The sequence below is a fragment of the Paenibacillus solanacearum genome (genome assembly GCF_910593845.1).
Taxonomy (GTDB): domain Bacteria; phylum Bacillota; class Bacilli; order Paenibacillales; family NBRC-103111; genus Paenibacillus_G; species Paenibacillus_G solanacearum.
This window is the reverse complement of record NZ_CAJVAS010000033.1, coordinates 1-18437: the sequence shown is the minus strand read 5'-3', so window position 1 is coordinate 18437 and position 18437 is coordinate 1. Positions and strand designations below refer to the sequence as shown.

Annotated in this window: 18 protein-coding genes; 14 read left to right on the top strand and 4 right to left on the bottom strand. The window is 56.6% G+C overall.

Going from position 1 to position 18437, the window contains the following annotated elements; translation table 11 throughout:
- Positions 1 to 17 precede the first annotated feature (17 nt).
- The gene (gene htpG / locus KXG62_RS25130) at positions 18 to 1898 is read left to right on the top strand and encodes a molecular chaperone HtpG (protein WP_218094778.1); all 1881 of its coding nucleotides are present in this window, start codon (positions 18 to 20) and stop codon (positions 1896 to 1898) included.
- 66 nt (positions 1899 to 1964) lie between these two features.
- Here the strand turns inward: htpG and KXG62_RS25125 are convergent, their stop codons facing one another.
- Positions 1965 to 2834, bottom strand: a complete 870-nt coding sequence (locus KXG62_RS25125; protein WP_218094777.1) for a hypothetical protein — start codon at positions 2832 to 2834, stop codon at positions 1965 to 1967.
- 310 nt (positions 2835 to 3144) lie between these two features.
- Positions 3145 to 3894: an MBL fold metallo-hydrolase gene (locus KXG62_RS25120; protein WP_218094776.1), complete on the bottom strand. Its 750-nt coding sequence runs from the start codon at positions 3892 to 3894 to the stop codon at positions 3145 to 3147.
- Between the two features lie 228 nt (positions 3895 to 4122).
- Between KXG62_RS25120 and KXG62_RS25115 the strand changes: the two genes are divergently transcribed.
- The 4 genes from KXG62_RS25115 to KXG62_RS25100 are packed head-to-tail and all read left to right on the top strand — an operon-like array spanning position 4123 to position 7849.
- Positions 4123 to 5142 (top strand): SGNH/GDSL hydrolase family protein, encoded by a 1020-nt coding sequence (locus KXG62_RS25115; RefSeq protein ID WP_246627632.1) that lies wholly within the window; start codon positions 4123 to 4125, stop codon positions 5140 to 5142.
- Between the two features lie 56 nt (positions 5143 to 5198).
- Positions 5199 to 6206: a ComEC/Rec2 family competence protein gene (locus tag KXG62_RS25110; RefSeq protein ID WP_218094775.1), complete on the top strand. Its 1008-nt coding sequence runs from the start codon at positions 5199 to 5201 to the stop codon at positions 6204 to 6206.
- Positions 6203 to 7267: a hypothetical protein gene (locus KXG62_RS25105; protein WP_218094774.1), complete on the top strand. Its 1065-nt coding sequence runs from the start codon at positions 6203 to 6205 to the stop codon at positions 7265 to 7267. The genes KXG62_RS25110 and KXG62_RS25105 overlap by 4 nt, the downstream gene beginning before the upstream one ends.
- A 15-nt stretch (positions 7268 to 7282) precedes the next feature.
- Positions 7283 to 7849 carry a HupE/UreJ family protein gene (locus KXG62_RS25100; protein ID WP_218094773.1) on the top strand — a complete coding sequence of 189 codons (567 nt, stop codon included), beginning with the start codon at positions 7283 to 7285 and terminating at the stop codon, positions 7847 to 7849.
- A 174-nt stretch (positions 7850 to 8023) separates the two neighbouring features.
- On the opposite strand, the gene KXG62_RS25095 is transcribed toward KXG62_RS25100, so the two are convergent.
- Positions 8024 to 9052 carry an LLM class flavin-dependent oxidoreductase gene (locus KXG62_RS25095; protein ID WP_218094772.1) on the bottom strand — a complete coding sequence of 343 codons (1029 nt, stop codon included), beginning with the start codon at positions 9050 to 9052 and terminating at the stop codon, positions 8024 to 8026.
- A gap of 350 nt (positions 9053 to 9402) precedes the next feature.
- On the opposite strand from KXG62_RS25095, the gene KXG62_RS25090 reads away from it, so the two are divergent.
- The 9 genes from KXG62_RS25090 (at position 9403) to dhaL (ending at position 18109) form a co-directional block, all read left to right on the top strand.
- Positions 9403 to 10353 carry a sugar-binding transcriptional regulator gene (locus KXG62_RS25090; protein ID WP_218094771.1) on the top strand — a complete coding sequence of 317 codons (951 nt, stop codon included), beginning with the start codon at positions 9403 to 9405 and terminating at the stop codon, positions 10351 to 10353.
- 34 nt (positions 10354 to 10387) lie between these two features.
- Positions 10388 to 11404: an NAD(P)-dependent oxidoreductase gene (locus KXG62_RS25085; protein ID WP_218094770.1), complete on the top strand. Its 1017-nt coding sequence runs from the start codon at positions 10388 to 10390 to the stop codon at positions 11402 to 11404.
- 138 nt (positions 11405 to 11542) lie between these two features.
- Entirely contained in the window at positions 11543 to 13018 is a 1476-nt protein-coding gene (locus tag KXG62_RS25080; RefSeq protein ID WP_218094769.1) for an FGGY-family carbohydrate kinase, read from the top strand.
- Positions 13015 to 13635, top strand: a complete 621-nt coding sequence (locus KXG62_RS25075) for a histidine phosphatase family protein (protein ID WP_218094768.1) — start codon at positions 13015 to 13017, stop codon at positions 13633 to 13635. The genes KXG62_RS25080 and KXG62_RS25075 overlap by 4 nt, the downstream gene beginning before the upstream one ends.
- 228 nt (positions 13636 to 13863) lie before the next feature.
- Entirely contained in the window at positions 13864 to 14658 is a 795-nt protein-coding gene (locus tag KXG62_RS25070) for an endonuclease/exonuclease/phosphatase family protein (protein WP_218094767.1), read from the top strand.
- On the top strand, positions 14655 to 15386 hold the full coding sequence (locus KXG62_RS25065; RefSeq protein WP_246627631.1) for a glycerophosphodiester phosphodiesterase: 732 nt from the start codon (positions 14655 to 14657) through the stop codon (positions 15384 to 15386). Before KXG62_RS25070 ends, KXG62_RS25065 begins: the two co-directional genes overlap by 4 nt.
- A gap of 554 nt (positions 15387 to 15940) precedes the next feature.
- The gene (locus KXG62_RS25060) at positions 15941 to 16132 is read left to right on the top strand and encodes a hypothetical protein (RefSeq protein WP_218094766.1); all 192 of its coding nucleotides are present in this window, start codon (positions 15941 to 15943) and stop codon (positions 16130 to 16132) included.
- A gap of 244 nt (positions 16133 to 16376) precedes the next feature.
- Positions 16377 to 17378 (top strand): dihydroxyacetone kinase subunit DhaK, encoded by a 1002-nt coding sequence (locus KXG62_RS25055; RefSeq protein ID WP_218094765.1) that lies wholly within the window; start codon positions 16377 to 16379, stop codon positions 17376 to 17378.
- Between the two features lie 92 nt (positions 17379 to 17470).
- On the top strand, positions 17471 to 18109 hold the full coding sequence (gene dhaL, locus KXG62_RS25050) for a dihydroxyacetone kinase subunit DhaL (RefSeq protein WP_218094764.1): 639 nt from the start codon (positions 17471 to 17473) through the stop codon (positions 18107 to 18109).
- Here dhaL and KXG62_RS25045 read toward each other — a convergent pair.
- A partial coding sequence (locus tag KXG62_RS25045; protein WP_218094763.1) for a hypothetical protein occupies positions 18106 to 18437 on the bottom strand: 332 nt, incomplete at its 5' end. The two genes, dhaL and KXG62_RS25045, sit on opposite strands and share 4 nt — an antisense overlap.

Genomic DNA, 18437 nt, shown 5'->3' with positions numbered 1-18437 from the left:
TGAGAGGGGAGATTTCTATGGAGAAAAAGCAGTTTCAGGCAGAATCCAAGCGTTTGTTGGAAATGATGATCAATTCGATCTATACGCAAAAAGAAATCTTTTTACGCGAATTGATTTCCAATGCCAGCGATGCGATCGATAAGATTTATTACAGAGCGTTGACGGATAAAAATTTGGTGTTCGATAAAGACAACTATTTTATTAAAATCGTTCCGGACAAGCAAAACCGCGTGCTGACGATCAGCGATACCGGGATCGGGATGACGAGCGAAGAGCTGGAGAATCATCTCGGCGTCATCGCCAAGAGCGGGTCGCTCGCCTTCAAATCGGAGAATGCGGCACAGGAAGGACATAACATTATCGGCCAGTTCGGCGTAGGCTTCTATTCCGCGTTCATGGTCGCCGATGTCGTGACGGTCATCAGCAAGGCGCTCGGCTCCGACACCGCGTACAAGTGGGAATCGACCGGCGCGGAGGGCTATACGATCGAACCGTGCGAGAAGGACGAAGTCGGCACTGACGTCTTTTTGAAAATTAAAGAGAATACGGAAGACGAGAGCTACGACGAGTACTTGGAAGAGTACCGCCTGAGATCGATCATCAAGAAATATTCCGATTTCATCCGTTACCCGATCAAGATGGACGTAACGGGCCGCAGGCCGAAGGAAGGCAGCGACAGCGAATTCGAAGACTACACCGAGGAACAGCTCATCAACAGCATGGTTCCGATCTGGCGCAAAAACAAAAGCGAGCTGACGGCGGAAGATTACGAGAAGTTTTACGCAGAGAAGCATTACGGCTTCGATAAGCCGCTCAAGCATATTCATATTAGCGCGGACGGTGCGGTCGTCTACCAGGCGATCCTGTTCATCCCCGAGAATATTCCGTTCGATTATTATTCGAAGGAATTCGAGAAAGGGCTGGAGCTGTACGCGAACGGCGTCCTGATTATGAACAAATGCGCGGATCTGCTTCCCGACTACTTCAGCTTCGTCAAGGGGATGGTCGACTCGGAGAGCTTGTCGCTCAATATTTCCCGAGAAATGCTGCAGCATGACCGCCAGCTCAAGCTGATCGCCAAAAACATCGAGAGCAAAATCAAGAGCCAACTGCTCGGGATGCTGAAGGACGAGCGGGACAAGTACGACACGTTCTACACGTCGTTCGGCCGGCAGTTGAAGTTCGGCGTGTACAGCGATTACGGCACGCATAAAGAAGTGCTTCAAGACCTCATCATGTTCTATTCTTCCAAAGAGAAGAAGCAGGTGACGCTCGATGAGTACGTGTCGAGAATGCCGGAAGAGCAGAAGTACATTTACTATGCCACCGGGGAATCGAACGAGCGCATCGAGAAGCTGCCGCAGACGGAGCTTGTCGCAGACAAAGGCTACGAAATTTTGTACTTTACCGACGACATCGACGAGTTCGCGATTAAGATGCTCATGAAGTACAAGGACAAAGAATTCCGGTCCGTATCGAGCGGAGATCTCGGCATCGAAGCGGACGATTCGCAGAAGGAAAGCGAAGCAAGCAGCAACGAGAACAAGGAATTGTTTGATTATATGAAAGAGCTGCTGTCCGGCAAAGTGACGAGCGTCAAAGCTTCGAAGCGGCTCAAGACGCATCCGGTCTGCTTGTCCACCGAAGGCGAAGTGACGATCGAGATGGAAAAAGTGCTCAATGCGATGCCGAACAATCCGAACGTCAAGGCGGACAAGGTGCTCGAAATCAACACGAACCATGCGGTGTATCAATCGCTCAAGCACGCTTTCGACAGCGATAAGGAGAAGCTGAACCTGTATACGAATCTGCTGTACAGCCAAGCGCTGCTGATCGAAGGACTGCCGATCCAGGATCCGGTTGAATTTACGAACGACATTTGCAAAATCATGGTGTAAACTTAACGAAATGCGGCAGGCCGTCCTTTCTCCATCGAAATGATCGGAGAGAGGACGGCCTGTTTGCTATGAATTGCGTACGGACGCGCCCAGCCGAAGACGCCCGGGATGCCGCAGCGCGTGCAGCGCACGGAAGCTGAGCCAGAACACCATCGCGCAGCAAGGGACATATATCGAATAGTACAGCCCGTACGAGATGTAGACATGTAGGATGCCGAAGCGGATCAGGAAAATTTGCGATGCGAGAATCAAGGCCATCGCCAGCCCAATGGATATCCAGCGGGCTTTGCGGGTCCAATACGTTGCGTTGACGATAACCGCGGCTTTGGCGAACGCATACAACACGGTGACAAACACGTCGTCGCGGTCGTTATGGTCGTACAAGCCGGAAGCAAATTGCCGCAAGCCGAACAGGATGAAGGCGAACACGAGCGTATCGGTCAAGCAAAAGACGTACGTGAAATAAGTAACATATCGAAGTACGGCATTGCCCGCCTGTACTTGCCGCATCCACATGCGGGTTAACCAGAAGAAGAAGAGCAAAGAGACAACCGTGTACCCGATGGTCCACCAATGATGAACGTACACGCCGAGGCGGAGAAATCCCCATTCGATTGCGCCGAATAGGCAGGCGAAGATGACGATCCAGCGGCTGCGCAGCTGCAAAGTCCCGATCAGCGTGGCGATGATAGGAACGGCGATGAAGTTGGAAACGACCGCTCCGACCATATTGTCTTTGTAGCGGTTCGGAAAAATGCCCGGGGCGTATTCATAGGCATCCAGGATGACAATAATGAAAAACTCGAAAATATAAATCATACCGACAAAGCTGAAATAAAGAGCGATCGTATGGAATTGCCGCGTATGACAGAGGAGCCATATCAGGACGGGGACGATGCACAAAATGAGCAGCAAGTAGGGAATGACGTTGGGCATGGCATACGCACCTCGCAGCGATATGGAACATAGGCCGTCCGTAGGGAGACGGCAAACGTTGCAATAACCGGCCATATTCCAGTTTTAACCGGTTTCTGTATGTAGTATGCGCGGTTTGCCCGTTTCCATTCGCTGCGCGCATGCCGGGCGCACCGGGGAACCGGCCGCACCCTCCGCGTCACGCGAAGCGCCGCGCTGCCTTATGCGGCGCATCGCATGAAAAAACCGCCCGATGGGCCGGCGCGCCACGATCATCAGGCAGTGGCGGCGGTCCAATGGAGCGGCTGCGGACAAGCAGCAGCGTGCTGCTCTATAACGTTATGGACATCATGTCGGATGCGAGCGTGACTTTGGAGCGCACCGCTTCGCTGCATTCGGCCAGCACTTCGCCATACGGCTCGTTGTCGGTCAAATGGACGGCATACAATTGGCCAATGCGTTCCATAGGATAGAAGCGGACGACATCCTCCAGACTCGTATGGGTTTTCATTTTGCCTCGCGCTTTGGTAGCTTCGTGAATGAGCAGGTCGATCTTCGGCTCGCTGCAAATCCGTTCGTTCGGGCTGGTGTCAGCGGAATAAATCAGCACGCGATCATCCGCTTCCACCTTGAAGCCGACCGTAGGCACGCCGTGCAGGCTGGGGAACGTCGAGACGGACAACCCCTGCTCGCTGAACAAGGGGGACGGCTCGGTCCAATCGAACGCATGGATGCGCAGATCGAACTTGATCGGCCACTGCGCCACTTGATAGCCTTCGAGGATGGCGCGCAGCTGCGCTTCGCCCGTAGAAGAGCAGTAGATCGTAAAGGGAGCGGTTCTTCCCCCGATCCACATGCCCCACAGCAAGGACGGCAGCCCGTACATATGGTCGACATGGAAATGCGTCAGCATCACGCCCTTGATCCGGTCGAGGGGGATGCCGGCCTGCTTCAGCTTGCCGAGCGGGTTGCCCCCCGTATCGATCAACCAGCAATCCTCGTGATGACGAAGCAGCAAATAAGTATTGTCGCGCTCTGTACTCCCTGCTGCGGACGCGGTTCCCATGAAAATAATATTCACTTGTCAGTCCTCCCAATCTGGCTTAGAATACAAAATATGTTATCCGTGTTCTATTGAATCGTCAATAGTTTTTGATCGGCGCGGCACGGTCCGGGAGCTTGTTTTTTTCAAGCCGGACAGCGTGTCTCGCGTCGTAACGAACTGTATTGTCAGGCAGAATAGCGCGTGATAGAATAAGGGAATCGAGCATTTGACAGTCCGGTGAACAAATGCTCAGAAGGATTGGGGATGGATATGAAGTCTATTGATTTGAACGAGAGCTTGTTTCAAGGCGCCGTTTCGATTCAGGCGACGGAAGACTGGGTGAAGCCTTGGCGTGTGCCGTTCCGCGACGCGGAGCTGTTCCAGCCGGGACATATTAACGGCAAAGCGGAAATTCCCGCCGGCGTGCGGCTCAGCTTTCGCACGGATTCGTCCCGCGTTCAGGTACGGATCGTTCCCGAGGCTTACGGGCTCGCCATGGATTGCGTCGTCGACGGCGTCCTGACGCAAACCGCCTTGATCGAAGCGGGAGCGGAGTCGGCATTGTTCGAGTCGCTGCCCGAGGGAGAGAAGCTTGTCGAGGTGTACTTGTCGCAGAAACATCCTGTACGCATCCGGGAAGTGAGCATCGACAGCGGCGCGTCTTACAGCGCATCGGCAGTACGGAAGCCGCGCTGGGTCGCTTACGGAAGCTCGATCACGCAGTGCAACGAAGCCGCAAGCCCTTCGCAAACGTGGCCCGCTTTGGCCGCAGCCGAACTGGGGCTTGATCTGACATGTCTGGGGTTCGCGGCGAACTGCCACATGGAACCGATGGTTGCCCGGATGATTCGCGAATTGCCGGCCGATTTCATCTCCGTGTGCGTCGGCATCAACATCATGGGCGGTTCCTCCTACTCGGAACGAACGTTCCGTCCTGCGCTCATCGGTTTTCTGCAAATCATTCGCGAGAAGCATCCGGATATCCCGATTGCCGTCATTTCGCCGATCTACAGTCCGGACCGCGAAACGAACGAGAACAAGGTCGGTCTGAATCTTCAGAAGATGCGCGAACAAATCGAGGACGTTGTCGCTTTGCTTGAGCGTCACGGCGATGACAAGCTTTACTACTTGCACGGGCTTCACCTGTTCGGAGAGACGTACGGCTCCTTATTGCCGGATCGGCTGCATCCGAATGCGGAGGGGTACCGGATCATGGCTAATCGTTTCGCAGAATGGGCTGGTTCCACAGTACCGCTGCTTAACCTTAACCGGCATACCCGATAATGGGATGCTGGTTGTTTCATATTTTTTTGAGAGAGTCCAGGAGGTAGGTCGAACGTATGAAGGAACAAATCAAGAAACACGGGTTCAAAATGGCGGGCGTTATCGCTGTAAGCGCTTTACTGATTACGGCCGCTTGCGCGCAAATTAACCCGGAACCTAAGCAGGCGGCTGCCCCGGCGCCGTCGGAGCCGAAGAAGGATGAGGCGCCGCCGCTCCGCACGAAGGAAGTGTTCGACACCCAGAAATACAAAGGAATGCTGCAAATCCGCTATTTCCACCTGAAAGATCCGAAGGTAGCCACCGGTGACAGCTACCTGATCACGACGCCGGATGGCAAAAACATGCTGATGGACGCGGGCATCGCCGAAGCGGGCAAGCAAATCGTCAAATATTTGGACGATCTCGGCATCAAGGAGCTGGACATCGCCTACAACACGCATCCGCATGCCGACCATCTGGGCGGCTACGCCGAAGTGCTGAGGGCGAAGGATGCCAAAGCTTATTACCGGCAAAGCCATGATTACACCGCTTCAAGCCAGTACCGCAATGCGATTTCCCAAGTCACAAGGAAAAATATCCCGCAGAAAGTATTGAAGGCCGGGGACACGTTCGAGCTGGGCAACGAAGTGAAGTTCGAAGTGCTCTCGCCGAACGAATCCGAGCTGAACAGCGTCATTAAAAACAACGAAGCTTCGACGATCAACTTTTACTCGCTCGTTCTGAAAATGACGTACAAGGACAATTCCTTCCTTTTCCCGGGCGACATCTACAAGGACCGCGAAGCGCAGCTCGTCGAGCAGTACGGCAGCAAATTGGACGTCGACTTCGTTCATGCGCCGCACCACGGTCACGCAACCTCTTCGTCGCCGACATGGGTTGATGCGCTCACGCCGAAAGTGACGATATTGAGCAACAATATTTTCAGCAGTCTCGACGTGCTGAAGCGTTATGAGAAGAAGGGCTCCGACGTCTATTCGACGGGACTCAACGGGAACATCCTGATCACATCGGACGGGAAAAATCTGAAGGTGATTACCGAGAAGGATAGGGTTTCGACGAAATGATCCGCCGCTTCTTAGCCATGATCGCGCTGCTCACGCTGCTGACCTCCTGGCTTGGCGTTTCCGCATGGGCGCATAACTACAATAACGGCTACTCCTACTTGCATATATACGGCGATCGGGTGGAGTACGAGCAGCTGCTTCCTTATCCGGTCATGCTGCAGTACGATACGAACGGGAACGGTGCGATCGAAGAGGACGAGGTCGTCAAACAGCGTGCGGCCATCGAAGCGTATTTTTTGGAGCATCTGATTCTTTTCAATAACGAGCAGCGGATGGACGTTACGATCGATGACGTCAAAACCGTCATTCAGGAAAAAACCGAGGACCCGATGGTTCGCGTGCTGCTTAATTTTACTTCACCGTTGGAAATCGGCAATTTGACGATATTGTACAATCTTATCTTCGAATTCGATGACACGCATCAAAATTACATCGTGCTCTCCGACGCAAACGATACGATGCTGGAGCACTGGGTCGTGGAGAAAGGCGCCGGTTCCGTCCGGTACATGCCGGACAACAAATTCCGCTTCGACTTGTCGCTCATGGCTCAATATGCGGTGCTTGGCGCACAAAAGATGCTGTTCAGCGTCTACTGCTGGCTGCTCCTGCTGTTTGTGCTGCTGACGGCGCCGACGGTGAGGGAAGCGGCGCTGTCCCTCGGGATCGGCACGCTCTATACGCTGCTCGGACTGATCGTAACCGACAGGCTTGGCGTCAATCCGCTGGCGGACTGGCTTCATCCTGCGGCGCTTGTTCTTTTCGCTCTGTTTGCGGTGTATACGGTATTCGCCGGGCGCGGCGCTTATCCCAAAGTGGTGTCCGCCTTGTTCGGGCTCGCTTGGGGTACCGGCTCCGTCTCGCTGATTCAAAGCCTGTACCTGAATCATCAATTCAAGGTCGTCTCGCTTGTTTTCTACTATCTCGGCGTCGCTCTGGCCTGGGGAGGACTGTTGTACGTCCTGTACATCGGCATTTCGCCCTTTCTGCGTTCCAGCCGATTCGGCAAGAAAGCGCGGGCGCTGCTATGGCGCAACCGGTCCGGCTTTGAATTTAACGAATGAGGGGAGAAGGCTCGCTTGGATTTGTTAACGGTTGTCTTTATGTACATCAATCTCGGCCTGGAGCATATCATTACCGGCTACGACCATTTGCTCTTCCTGCTCGGCTTGATCATTATTGCGGAGCGGTTTAAGTCGATTCTGAAGATCATTACCGCCTTCACGATTTCCCACAGCCTTACGCTTTGTTTGGCCGTGCTCAATCTGGTGCCGGTATATCCGAAATGGATCGAAGTGGGAATTGCACTGACGATCTGCTACATCGCGGTCGAAAATTTATTCGTCAAAACGTTCAAATGGCGCTGGGCGCTTACGTTTGTGTTCGGTCTCATCCACGGGCTCGGGTTTGCGAGCGGGATTAGCGAGATCGGGTTTCAGAAGAGCTACCTGGCGACATCGCTCATCTCGTTCAACGTAGGCATCGAGCTTGGGCAGCTGGGCGTCGTTGGCATTTTGCTGCCGATCCTGATTCGCTTCCGGGAGAAGAACAGCGCGTATTATACGATCTTTTTCCGTACGGTTTCGGTCTGTATCTTCTTGATCGGGCTGTACTGGGTGTTTATCCGGCTCAAGGGCTTTTTGTAATCGCCGCCGGGATTGCGAGTATCCGTGTCGTGGGCTTGCCTCGTCCGAGACCGCTTCACGGCATGCAGATATGAAAACAAAGAACGGCTCTTTCGCTTCGATTGTGGCGAAAGGGCCGTTCTTTGTGCTGCGCCTCGTTCCAGGGCTAAGCGATCACGCTTGGACGACAACCACTCAGCTTCTGACGATGTCGGCAAGCATTTCGTAAGAACGCAGGCGGGCATCATGGTCGTAGATTTGCCCGGCGGCAATAAATTCGTCGGCGCCGGTTTCGTCGAGCAGCGTCTGCAGTCTCGCTCTGACGGTCTCTCGGCTTCCGACTGCGGAAAAGCCCAGTTGTTTGCGGATATATATCTTTTCATGCTCGGACCATAATGCGTCCATGTCGTCGACCGGCGGGCTCAGCATGCCGGTGCGGCCGCGGACGATATTGAGGAATTGCTGCTCCTGCGATGTCGCCAGCCGGCGCGCTTCCTCGTCCGTATCGGCGGCAATCACATTGATGCCGACCATCGCGTAAGGCTTCTCCAGCACCTCCGACGGGCGGAAGCTGCTGCGGTACAGCTGCAGCGCCTGCAGCAAGTAGTCGGGGGCGAAATGGCTGGCAAAGGCGAACGGCAGGCCCAGCTGGCCGGCGAGCTGGGCGCTGAAGCCGCTGGAGCCAAGCAGCCAGATCGGGATGCTGAGGCCTTCGCCGGGGACGGCGCGTACCCCGGGCGGCCGGCCTTCGCGGGACGGATCGAAGTAGCTGCGAAGCTCGTTCAGCAGCTCGGGGAAGTCGTCGCCGCTGCTGCCGAGGCCGCGGCGCAGCGCGCGGGCCGCCGGCTGGTCGGAGCCGGGCGCACGGCCGAGCCCGAGATCGATGCGGCCCGGGTAGAGCGATTCGAGCGTGCCGAACTGCTCGGCGATGACGAGCGGCGCATGGTTGGGCAGCATGATGCCGCCGGAGCCGACCCGGATCGACTCGGTGCCGGCCGCGACATGGCCGATGACAACCGAAGTCGCCGAGCTGGCGATGCCGGGCATATTATGGTGCTCCGCCAGCCAGAAGCGGCGGTAGCCCCAGCGCTCCGCATGACGGGCAAGGTCGAGCGTACGGCGCAACGCATCCGCCGCCGTGGCGCCGGTGACGATCGGAGCGAGATCCAGAATCGAGAACGGTATATGCTGCAATCGCTCGGGTGAGCTTCGATGTTCCTGCATGAATGACAAACCTCCCTGATAGGAATGGGTTCCCGGAGGAACCGCCCGCGCCGTTAGGCTGGCCGACGGGCTGCGCGATAGAAGCCGCTTTATTCATTATGTGTCATGTGGTGTGGAAATACAAGTACACATATTTTCGTAAGTAAGTATTTTTAAATAATCAAGAAGCGGTCAATGACCATGTTGTCATGGCGGGGAGCTTGATCGCGATCGTTTCGATGATCGTGCTGTTCATTATCGCCGGGAAACATATTATATCGGCAATGGCCTATTCTACCTTTAAATAAGGTGTGCAAACTAGGTATAATCTATTTACACACTAAATTTCGTTATGATAGAATGGGGATATTATGAACAAAACAACTAATGGTGAACAAACGTCCAAGGACAGCTTTCTGGAACGCATCGCCCGCATGTATTATGTGCTCGGCATGAATCAGCAGGAAATATCGGAGCAGCTGAACATCGGCCGCTCCTCGGTCGCACGCTTTCTGAATGAAGCAAGGGAACGCGGCATCATTCAATTTCAGATCCGTTCGGATCTGGAGAACAGCCGCCATACTGCACTGGAGAAACAGCTCGCGAAGCAGTACGGGCTCAAGGATTGCGTCGTGTTCCGCAGCGACGATTCGCCTAACGCGTTCGAGACGCTAGCCAGTCAGTATTTGAACTCGGTGCTCCCTACGCACGGGTCGATCGGACTCGGATGGGGCCGGACGCTTTACTCCATCGGCACGCAGATGCACTTGTGCGATCCGCGGCCGGGGCTTAAGGTCGTGCAGCTTTCCGGTGGATCGGGAGCGAAGGAAGAACTGGTTCCCGCGGCATCGGTCATCCAAGTATGGGCTCATGCGCTGCGCGGCAAGCCTTACTTGTTCCCCGCGCCGGCGATTGCCCGGACGGAGGAGAGCAAGCTCGGATTCCTGAACGATCCGAGCATACAGGAAATTGTCGAGGCCATTCGCAAGGTGAGCGTAGCTGTCATCGGCATCGGGCATACCGGCGAGGACGCATCGATCATCTCGTCAGGGCTCGTTCCCGGTCTCGACAGCGCAACGCTTAGCGCGACGAGCGTTGGCGACGTCATCTTCCATTTTTACGACGATCAGGGGACGTTCTCTAATCCGGCGCTTAGCGAACGCGTGGTCGGCGTCTCGCCCGAAGATTACTTGAATATTGAATTGCGTATCGGAGTCGCCTATGGCACGGGAAAAACTAGAGCGATCAAAGGCGCGCTGAACGGCCGTTTGCTCCATGTGCTCATGACGACGGAGGAGACGGCTTCCACGCTGCTGGACTGAGCATTGATCGCAACAAACGAAAGGTTGAGGAAGAATGAACATGCTGGTGACGGCCCCTTACTCGAACGAAGCGCTGCAACAACTGGAGCGGTATGGCACCGTCCATTTCCGGCCGTGGAAGCCGCACGGCAGAGCTTTTCACTCGGATGAATTGATCCGGCTGCTTCAGGAGACGGGAGCGGACGCTCTGATCACGGAGCATGACCATGTGGATGCGTCTGTCATCGAGACCGCCAACTTGAAATTTATCGGCGTATGCCGGGGCACGCCTTCCAATGTAGATGTCGCCGCTGCGACACGTCGCGGCATTCCCGTCTTCAATACGCCGGCCCGCAACGCGCAGGCGGTAGCCGAGCTTGTAACGGCGGCGCTCATCGTGTTCTTGCGGAAAATGCGGGAAGGCGAGGCGTGGCTGAAGTCCGGGCAATGGAAGCAGGACGCGCATGAATCGTATCTTTACTTCCGCGGACATGAACTGTGCGGCAGAACGGTCGGCATGGTCGGCTTTGGCGGCGTCGGCCAACGGGTGGCGGCCGTATTGTCCGGGTTCGACTGTAAAATCCAGTATTACGATCCGTATTTGAAACAGCCGCCGAAGCCGGAGTATGTCCCGCTGTCGCTGGAAGACATTTTTTCGACGAGCGACATTGTCTCCATTCATTTGCCGGTAACGGCAGAGACGACGGGCTCTATCAACGAACGATTGTTCGGGATGATGAAGCCGGATGCGATCTTCGTCAACAGCGCCCGGGCGTCGGTCGTCCAGAGGGACGCTTTGTACAGCGCGCTCAAGGAACGGCGGATCGGCGGAGCGATTCTCGATGTATTCTATAACGAACCGCCGGACGCTTCGGACTACGAGCTCATTTCGCTGCCGAATGTGTACGCGACGCCGCATATCGCCGGCGCTTCGTTTGAAGTGGACGGATACAGCGTCAAGATTATGAACGATGTGCTGAAGGAATGGTTCGTTCACGGCAACCGCAGCATTCGTCAGCTCGTGAACCCGTCTGTTCTTCCTTTGCTGGAATCGCAGCAGACCGCTTTATAATAGAAGGAACTCGAAAGTAACGGTTGCAGCGCAACGGACAACCGGCTGCTTGTTAAATGGAGTAACGGTTGCAGTGTAGCTGACAACCGACTCCATGTTATATGGAGTAACGGTTGCAGTATAGGAGGGGAGCAGCATATGCCGCAGCAACGACCTGTAGTGATAGGTGCGGACATCGGTACGCAAGGCGTGCGCGTGATGGCGGTGAACGACCAAGGCGAGCTGCTGTCGTCGCACGCGGTTGCTTTTTCCATCGAGGGCTCGCGGGAGGAGCAGTCTCCCGCCGGGTGGTGGGACGACCTGCTGGCCTGCTTGGCCCGGTTGACGGGAGACTTGAACCGGCTCGTACTGAAGCCGGAGGTCAAGGCGATCTCCGTCACGTCGACGTCAGGGACGATGATCGCGCTTGACGCCCGGTATGAACCGGTCAGCCCGGCGCTTATGTACAGCGATCCCCGCTCGTTCCGCGAGGCGCAGCGGTGCAAGGCTGCCGCAGAGCGGGCCGGACTGACGGGCTATACGGCGTTCAACGCCTCCTCCGGGCTTCCGAAAATGCTATGGTTCCGGGAGCATGACCCGGCTGCGGCGGAACGAATCGCCCTGTGGGCGCATGCGGCCGACTATGTGATCGGCAAGCTGAGCGGGGTGTGGGGCGTGACGGACTATTCGAACTGCCTCAAGACCGGCTATGACCTTGGGCATCATCAATGGCCCGGCTACGTGACCGGTGAGCTCGGCATTCCGGCGTCGTGGCTGCCGAAGGTCGTCCCGCCGGGAACCGTGCTGGGCTCTGTGACCCCCGAGGTGGCGGAGGCGACCGGCTTGCCGCGAAGCGTCCTCGTCGTGACGGGGATGACCGACGGCTGCGCGTCGCAGATCGCTTCGGGCGCGATTCGCCCGGGCGAGTGGAGCACGACGATCGGAACGACGCTCGTCGTTAAGGGCGTCACGCGCGAGCCGATCGCCGATCCGCTCGGGAGGCTGTACAACCACAAGCATCCGCAGGGGTACTGGATGCCGGGCGGCGCGAGCAATACGGGCGGCGACTGGATATCCCGCGATTATGTGGGGGCGGACCTCGCCGCATTGAACCGCGAAGCGGCCAAGCTGGCGCCGACGCCCTGGATAAGCTATCCGCTGCAGCAGCAGGGGGAGCGCTTCCCGTTCGTCGCCGCGCAGGCACGCGGCTTCGACCACGCCGGCTTGACCGACGTAGAGCGGTTCGCGTCGCGGATGGAGGGCGTCGCTTATTTGGAGCGGCTCACCTACGATATGATCGAGTCGTTATCCGGCGAGCCGGTAACGGCTGTATATACGGCGGGTGGCGCAAGCGCAAGCGCCGTGTGGCTCGGCATCCGCAGCAGCGTGCTGCGCAGGCCGATCCGCAAGATGAGGCATGTCGAGGGCGCCGTCGGCGCGGCCGTGCTGGCCGCCTCGGGCACGCTGTTCTCGAATCTCGAAGAAGCGGGCGCGGCGATGATCGCGCCGGAGCAGCTGATCGAGCCTTGGGACGCACCGGTCTGTGACAAATACGATGACAACTACCGCCGCTTCGTCGAACAATTAAGAGCGCTTGGCTATTTGGCGGGAGAAAGCGAGAGTGAACCGGCATGACGCGATTTTATATTATGCGGCACGGACAAACGGAATGGAACCGCGATCACAACCGCTATTGCGGCAGATCGGATATCGACTTGTCCGCACAGGGGAGGGAGCAGGCCGAACAGGCCGCACGCTATTTGCGCGGGACGCCGATCGACCGCGTCATGGCTTCCGATCTGCGCAGGGCGGTCCAAACGGCCGAACCGGCAGCAGCGCAGCGCGGCCTTCCGGTGGAGCAGGACGAACGGGTGACGGAGATCGACTTCGGATTATGGGACGGACTGCACTATCCGAACATCGTAGCGCAGTACCCGGAAGCGTGGCAGCGCTGGTACGAGGACCCGGAACAAGCGAGTGCGGGAGGGACGGGTGAGACGGCTGCGCAAGTATTTGACCGGATGAACCGTTTTTTTGCGGATACGGCGCAGAAGCATCCCGAAGAAAATATTCTGGTCGTCAGCCACAGCACATCGATCCGTATTTACATGGCGGGAATGCTGTCGATTCCGTTTCGCAATTACAGGCTGCTGGCGAAAGCCAACACGGCGCTCACCGTGCTGGAGACTTCGCAGGAAGGCATGCGTCTGCTGCATTATAATGTGATCCCGAGCGAGGCGCCGTTTCTTTAATCGGGGCGGCTGACCGCCTCGCACCGCCACATGGGCGGCAGCGGAGCGGAAAACCTGCGTAGACGGTGCATCCGTCGAGCTCGCACGGAAGAGGCGTACGGCATATACTTACGGCCGAACGATCGTCAGGTACGGCTGCCGCTCTGGAGCGGCGGCAGGAGGCTGCTTGCGCCGGTCCTAACGGGCTGCACAGGCGAATCGAAGCGACGAAGGAGTGAATGAGGCGCGATGAACAATACAGCGGGAATGCGAATCATGACGGTCAATGTCCGGCATGCGACCGATCCGAGTCCGAATTCATGGGAAGAGCGTCTGCCGCTATTAGAGATGCTGTTGAAGCGCGAGGCGCCGGATATCGTGACGACGCAGGAATGTTTCTACGGCCAGGTGAAGGACATGCTGACCGTGCTGCCCGGCTATGATTGGCTTGGCCTCGGCCGCAAGGGCGGCAGCGGCGGCGAATACATGGCCATATTTTACCGGAAAGACCGTTTCGAGCTGCTGGAATACGATCATTACTGGCTTTCGGCAACGCCGAATGTCATCGGCTCCGTTACGTGGGGGAACGCGGCTCCGCGGATGGTGACGTGGGGGCGGTTTCACGACCGGGAGACGAAGCGTTCGTTTTACTTATGCAACACCCACTTTGACCACAAATCGCCGGAATCTCGTGTTCTAGCGGCGCAGTTGATGGTGGAGCGGGCAAAATCATTCGATCCCGAGCTGCCGGTCATCATCGCGGGAGACTTCAACGTCGGACCGGATTCGGAGGCATACGGCGCGTTTACTCGTGAAGGCGGTTTCACCGATACTTGGCTGTCGGCCGGCGAAACGATCGGCGAAGGGCTCGGTACGTTCAATAACTTTAACAATCCTGCCGGCCGCGGCCCGTCTTGGCGCATCGACTGGATCTTGACGCGCGGCCCGGTAGCGGTGCAGCGGATTCAAATCGTCAGCGACATCATTCAGGGACGATTCCCCAGCGATCATTATCCGTTAGTGGCGGAGCTTCAGTTATCATGAAGGGAATGGAATCTATGAAGGTAAGAGGCATCGCGCATCGGGGATACCCCGTCAAATATTATGAGAACACGCTGCCGTCGTTTCAGGCGGCGTGCGACTTGTCTTTCACTCAGCTGGAGCTTGACGTCCATTTGAGCAAAGACGGCGTGCCGATGGTCATGCATGATGCTTCGCTTCAGCGAATGACTGGCGCGCCCGGCCAGTTTAAGGATTACACGGCGGCAGAGCTTCGCGAGCTGCGCATCGGCGGCACGGAAGTGATCCCGACGCTGGAAGAGTCGCTGCGGCTGCTGAAGGACAAGCTTGTCGTCAGCATCGAAATGAAGCAGACCGGCGACCTGTACCCGGGACTGGAGGAGGCGGTGGTCGACGTCGTGCGCAAAACCGGCATGGTCGATCAAGTGTACGTCATTTCCTTCGATCATTTTTCCGTGGCCCGCCTTCGCGAGCTGGACAAGGATATCGACGTCGGTCTCGTCTTCAGCGGAAGCATGCCGTATGTGTTTCCGTTCATGAAAGAAATCCGCGGCAAATATTTGGCGGTCAAGCTGCCGTTTTTGACGGAGAAATACGCCGGAATGATTGCCGATCACGATCTGGAGCTGATCGCCTGGCCGGTCGATACCGAAGAAGAGATGCGGCTGATCAAGGACAAATACCCGCAGGCGCTCATTTGCACCAATGAGCTGGAACGGTGGAGCGCGTTTGTTCAGCAGCATATGTCGTGAGCCGGCTCGCCATCGCGTAACCTTCGGCCGAATCCCGTTATCTCTGTCATGGACAGCGCATAGCGGGATTTTTTTGTGCGCAATCCGACCATTTTGCTGAGTAATCAAGGTGAAACGACAATAAATAAAGAAAATAATCATCAATAAACAACAATAAACAAAGATAAAAATCAGAAAAATGATTGACAAATAATACTTTGAGTGCAAAAATGATAGTGAACTGAATACATATAGTTACAATACATCAATCGTAATATGCTCAAACGACAGCATCTCTGGTGGTCACGTTTTCGAGAAAAGGGGGGAGCCGGCCTCGATCGAGCGGGCGTTCGGTGGCCAAGCGGCCGTCCGTCCGAAACCAGGTACGATCTTCCACCCATAAGTTACGGCGAGGGTATGCAGCTCATCTCTTCAATGCAAGCATTCCAGCCGGTGGACGTACTGACCGACGGCGGAACGCTGAAAGCGGCGAAGAGGATCGTGTACTGGATGTACCCCTTTTACCGTTCGTACTTCGAAGAAAAAGGTTCACTACGAAGGGGAGGTGGGGTAAAATGACAGCAAGTACGGTTTTCTGGAAGTCGCCGCAGACCGTCTTCGCCGCCCTGGTTACGCTTCGGATGATGATGTCCCCTCTATCGGCTGCTGATTGCGGCGCTGAAATTTCCGGTGGTGCTGCAGCCGCATTTGGGCCTGCTGGCCGCACATGCTTTTTGCACAAGGGCGTTCTTGGGAAGGGGCAATGATTTTTTCTTCGTGCTTGCTGCGCTCATGATCCCGAGCATGTATTTTTCGTGCCGGTGTAGTCATGCTGTCGAAGATCAACTGGCTGGATACGTTTTGGGCGCTTATTACTTGGCGTGACGTATCCGCTTACAGTATTTTTTTTGCTGCGCCGATCGTGCTTTTAATTGTATTTGTCCAAGAAATACGTTGTCAGCGCGATGGCGAATTCCACTTTCAAATAAGACCGTTGGGGGATGCGAGTCCATGAAGAAGCTCATGAATGTACCGAATGATGTAGTCGATGAAATGATCGAGGGCTACGCCGCAGCTTATCCGCAATATGTGAGAATATGCGCCGAGAACAAACGATCCGTCGTCAGCTCGAAGCCTGTGCGCCCGGGGAAGGTCGGGATCGTGATTGGCGGAGGCTCGGGGCATGAGCCGGCGTTTATGGGGCTGATCGGTCCCGGTTTCGCCGACGGCGCGCCGGTCGGGAACGTATTCGCCTCGCCGCCGCCCGATCCGGTGCTGCAGGTTACCAAGGCGGTGAACGGCGGAGCCGGCGTTCTATATATGTATGGCAATTATGCGGGGGACTGCATGAATTTCGATATGGCGGCCGAGCTGGCGGGCATGGAGGGCATTCGCGTAGAAACGGTGCTTGTCACCGATGACGTGGCGTCCGCTTCCAAGGAGGAAGCGCACCGCCGTCGCGGGATTGCCGGAGGGTTCCTCGTGTTCAAGGCGGCGGGTGCCGCCGCCGACAAAGGGTATGCGCTGGACGACGTCGTACGTGTGGCGCAGAAGGCGAACGCCAGCATCCGCACGATGGGCGTGGCCTTATCTCCGTGCTACGTGCCGCAAACAGGCAAACCGAGCTTTATGCTCGGAGACGACGAGATGGAAATCGGCCTCGGCATTCACGGCGAGCCGGGCGTCAAACGCGGCAAGCTGGGGACGGCCGATGAGGTGGCTGATTCGCTGCTCTCGACAATTACGGCGGATATGCCGCTTGCGGCGGGCGACCGGGTGGCCGTCATCGTCAACGGGCTTGGCTCTACGTCGCAGATGGAGCTGTTCATCGTCTTCCGGCGCGTAGCCCGGCTGCTTGCCGACCTCGGGGTCGAGATTCATCGGTCCTTCGTCGGCGAGTTTGTCACCTCGCTGGAGATGGGGGGCTGCTCGGTGTCGGTGATGAAACTCGATGATGAGCTGGCCGAGATGGTCGACCATCCGGCGGATACGCCGCTTTACGTTCAGAAGTAACCGAACCGGAATCATTTACTTTAGCACAACGGCGGCGGCCGGTGCGGACGGCATCGCCCGCTGCCGCCGTATCAAACGGGAGGCGGACGCATATGAAACTGACCATAGCACAATGGAAACAACTGCTGCGCGCAATAGCGGAGCAGATCGAGAGCAAGAAAGACGAACTGTCCGAATTGGACCGGGCCGTCGGCGACGGAGACCACGGCGTGACGATGTCGCTCGGTTGGCAGGCCATCGTGCACAAGCTGGATGAGCACAACGGAGAAGATTGCGGCGCGCTGCTGAACGAAGTGGCGATGTCTTTCCTCAATGCGGTCGGATCGTCGGTCGGCCCGCTGTACGCGACGGCTTTCATGCGCGGCGGCGCCGTGCTGAAAGGGAAGGCGGAGCTGGAGGACGACGACGTCGTGCAGTTTTGGACGGTGGCGGTGCAAGGAATTCAGGATCGCGGCAAAGCGAAGCTCGGCGATAAAACGATGATGGATGCGTGGCTGCCGGCGATCGACGCGCTGCGGCTGGCCCGCAGCGAGGGCAAAGGATTGATCGACAGCCTCGACGAGGCGGTCCGGGCCGGAGAGCAGGGAATGCGTGCGACGGCGACGCTCGTGTCGCAGCTCGGCCGTTCCAGCCGGCTAGGCGAGCGGTCGACAGGCCATATCGATCCAGGTGCGGCATCGGCCCATCTGATTTTGTCTGCCTTCACGGATGCGCTGCGCGAGGTAAGCTAACTATCGGGAGCGGCGGCTCCTGCTGTTTCCATGGAAGAAGCGCTGTATCCCGTACGGATGCGGCGCTTTTTGCGTTTCAATCCGAACGGGCGGCAGCGGAGCGGGAAGCCAATGTAGCAATTCAGAAGAAATGTTCGTCGCGCAGCTGTGATAAAGTAACGGCAAGAGAACAATTGGGCTCTATGCCAATGGCGAAAAAGGAGAAATGAAGTCTGAAATTGACGTTGCTTTACCGCACCCAAGTAGAATGGCATAGCAAACAAGCCACCCAAGCGATGACCTAATGGTAAAATATGGTTTTTGTAAGCTGTTAAGTTGCAATCGCCCT

What these genes read in the sequence shown, in the direction of transcription:
- KXG62_RS25065 (WP_246627631.1), top strand. Translation starts at nt 14,655, where the DNA reads ATGAAGGGAATGGAATCTATGAAGGTAAGAGGCATCGCGCATCGGGGA.
- KXG62_RS25080 (WP_218094769.1), top strand. Translation starts at nt 11,543, where the DNA reads ATGCCGCAGCAACGACCTGTAGTGATAGGTGCGGACATCGGTACGCAA.
- KXG62_RS25115 (WP_246627632.1), top strand. Translation starts at nt 4,123, where the DNA reads ATGGATATGAAGTCTATTGATTTGAACGAGAGCTTGTTTCAAGGCGCC.
- KXG62_RS25085 (WP_218094770.1), top strand. Translation starts at nt 10,388, where the DNA reads ATGAACATGCTGGTGACGGCCCCTTACTCGAACGAAGCGCTGCAACAA.
- KXG62_RS25075 (WP_218094768.1), top strand. Translation starts at nt 13,015, where the DNA reads ATGACGCGATTTTATATTATGCGGCACGGACAAACGGAATGGAACCGC.
- KXG62_RS25055 (WP_218094765.1), top strand. Translation starts at nt 16,377, where the DNA reads ATGAAGAAGCTCATGAATGTACCGAATGATGTAGTCGATGAAATGATC.
- KXG62_RS25095 (WP_218094772.1), bottom strand. Translation starts at nt 9,052, where the DNA reads ATGCAGGAACATCGAAGCTCACCCGAGCGATTGCAGCATATACCGTTC.
- KXG62_RS25125 (WP_218094777.1), bottom strand. Translation starts at nt 2,834, where the DNA reads ATGCCCAACGTCATTCCCTACTTGCTGCTCATTTTGTGCATCGTCCCC.
- KXG62_RS25110 (WP_218094775.1), top strand. Translation starts at nt 5,199, where the DNA reads ATGAAGGAACAAATCAAGAAACACGGGTTCAAAATGGCGGGCGTTATC.
- htpG (WP_218094778.1), top strand. Translation starts at nt 18, where the DNA reads ATGGAGAAAAAGCAGTTTCAGGCAGAATCCAAGCGTTTGTTGGAAATG.
- KXG62_RS25070 (WP_218094767.1), top strand. Translation starts at nt 13,864, where the DNA reads ATGAACAATACAGCGGGAATGCGAATCATGACGGTCAATGTCCGGCAT.
- KXG62_RS25060 (WP_218094766.1), top strand. Translation starts at nt 15,941, where the DNA reads ATGACAGCAAGTACGGTTTTCTGGAAGTCGCCGCAGACCGTCTTCGCC.
- KXG62_RS25090 (WP_218094771.1), top strand. Translation starts at nt 9,403, where the DNA reads ATGAACAAAACAACTAATGGTGAACAAACGTCCAAGGACAGCTTTCTG.
- KXG62_RS25105 (WP_218094774.1), top strand. Translation starts at nt 6,203, where the DNA reads ATGATCCGCCGCTTCTTAGCCATGATCGCGCTGCTCACGCTGCTGACC.
- dhaL (WP_218094764.1), top strand. Translation starts at nt 17,471, where the DNA reads ATGAAACTGACCATAGCACAATGGAAACAACTGCTGCGCGCAATAGCG.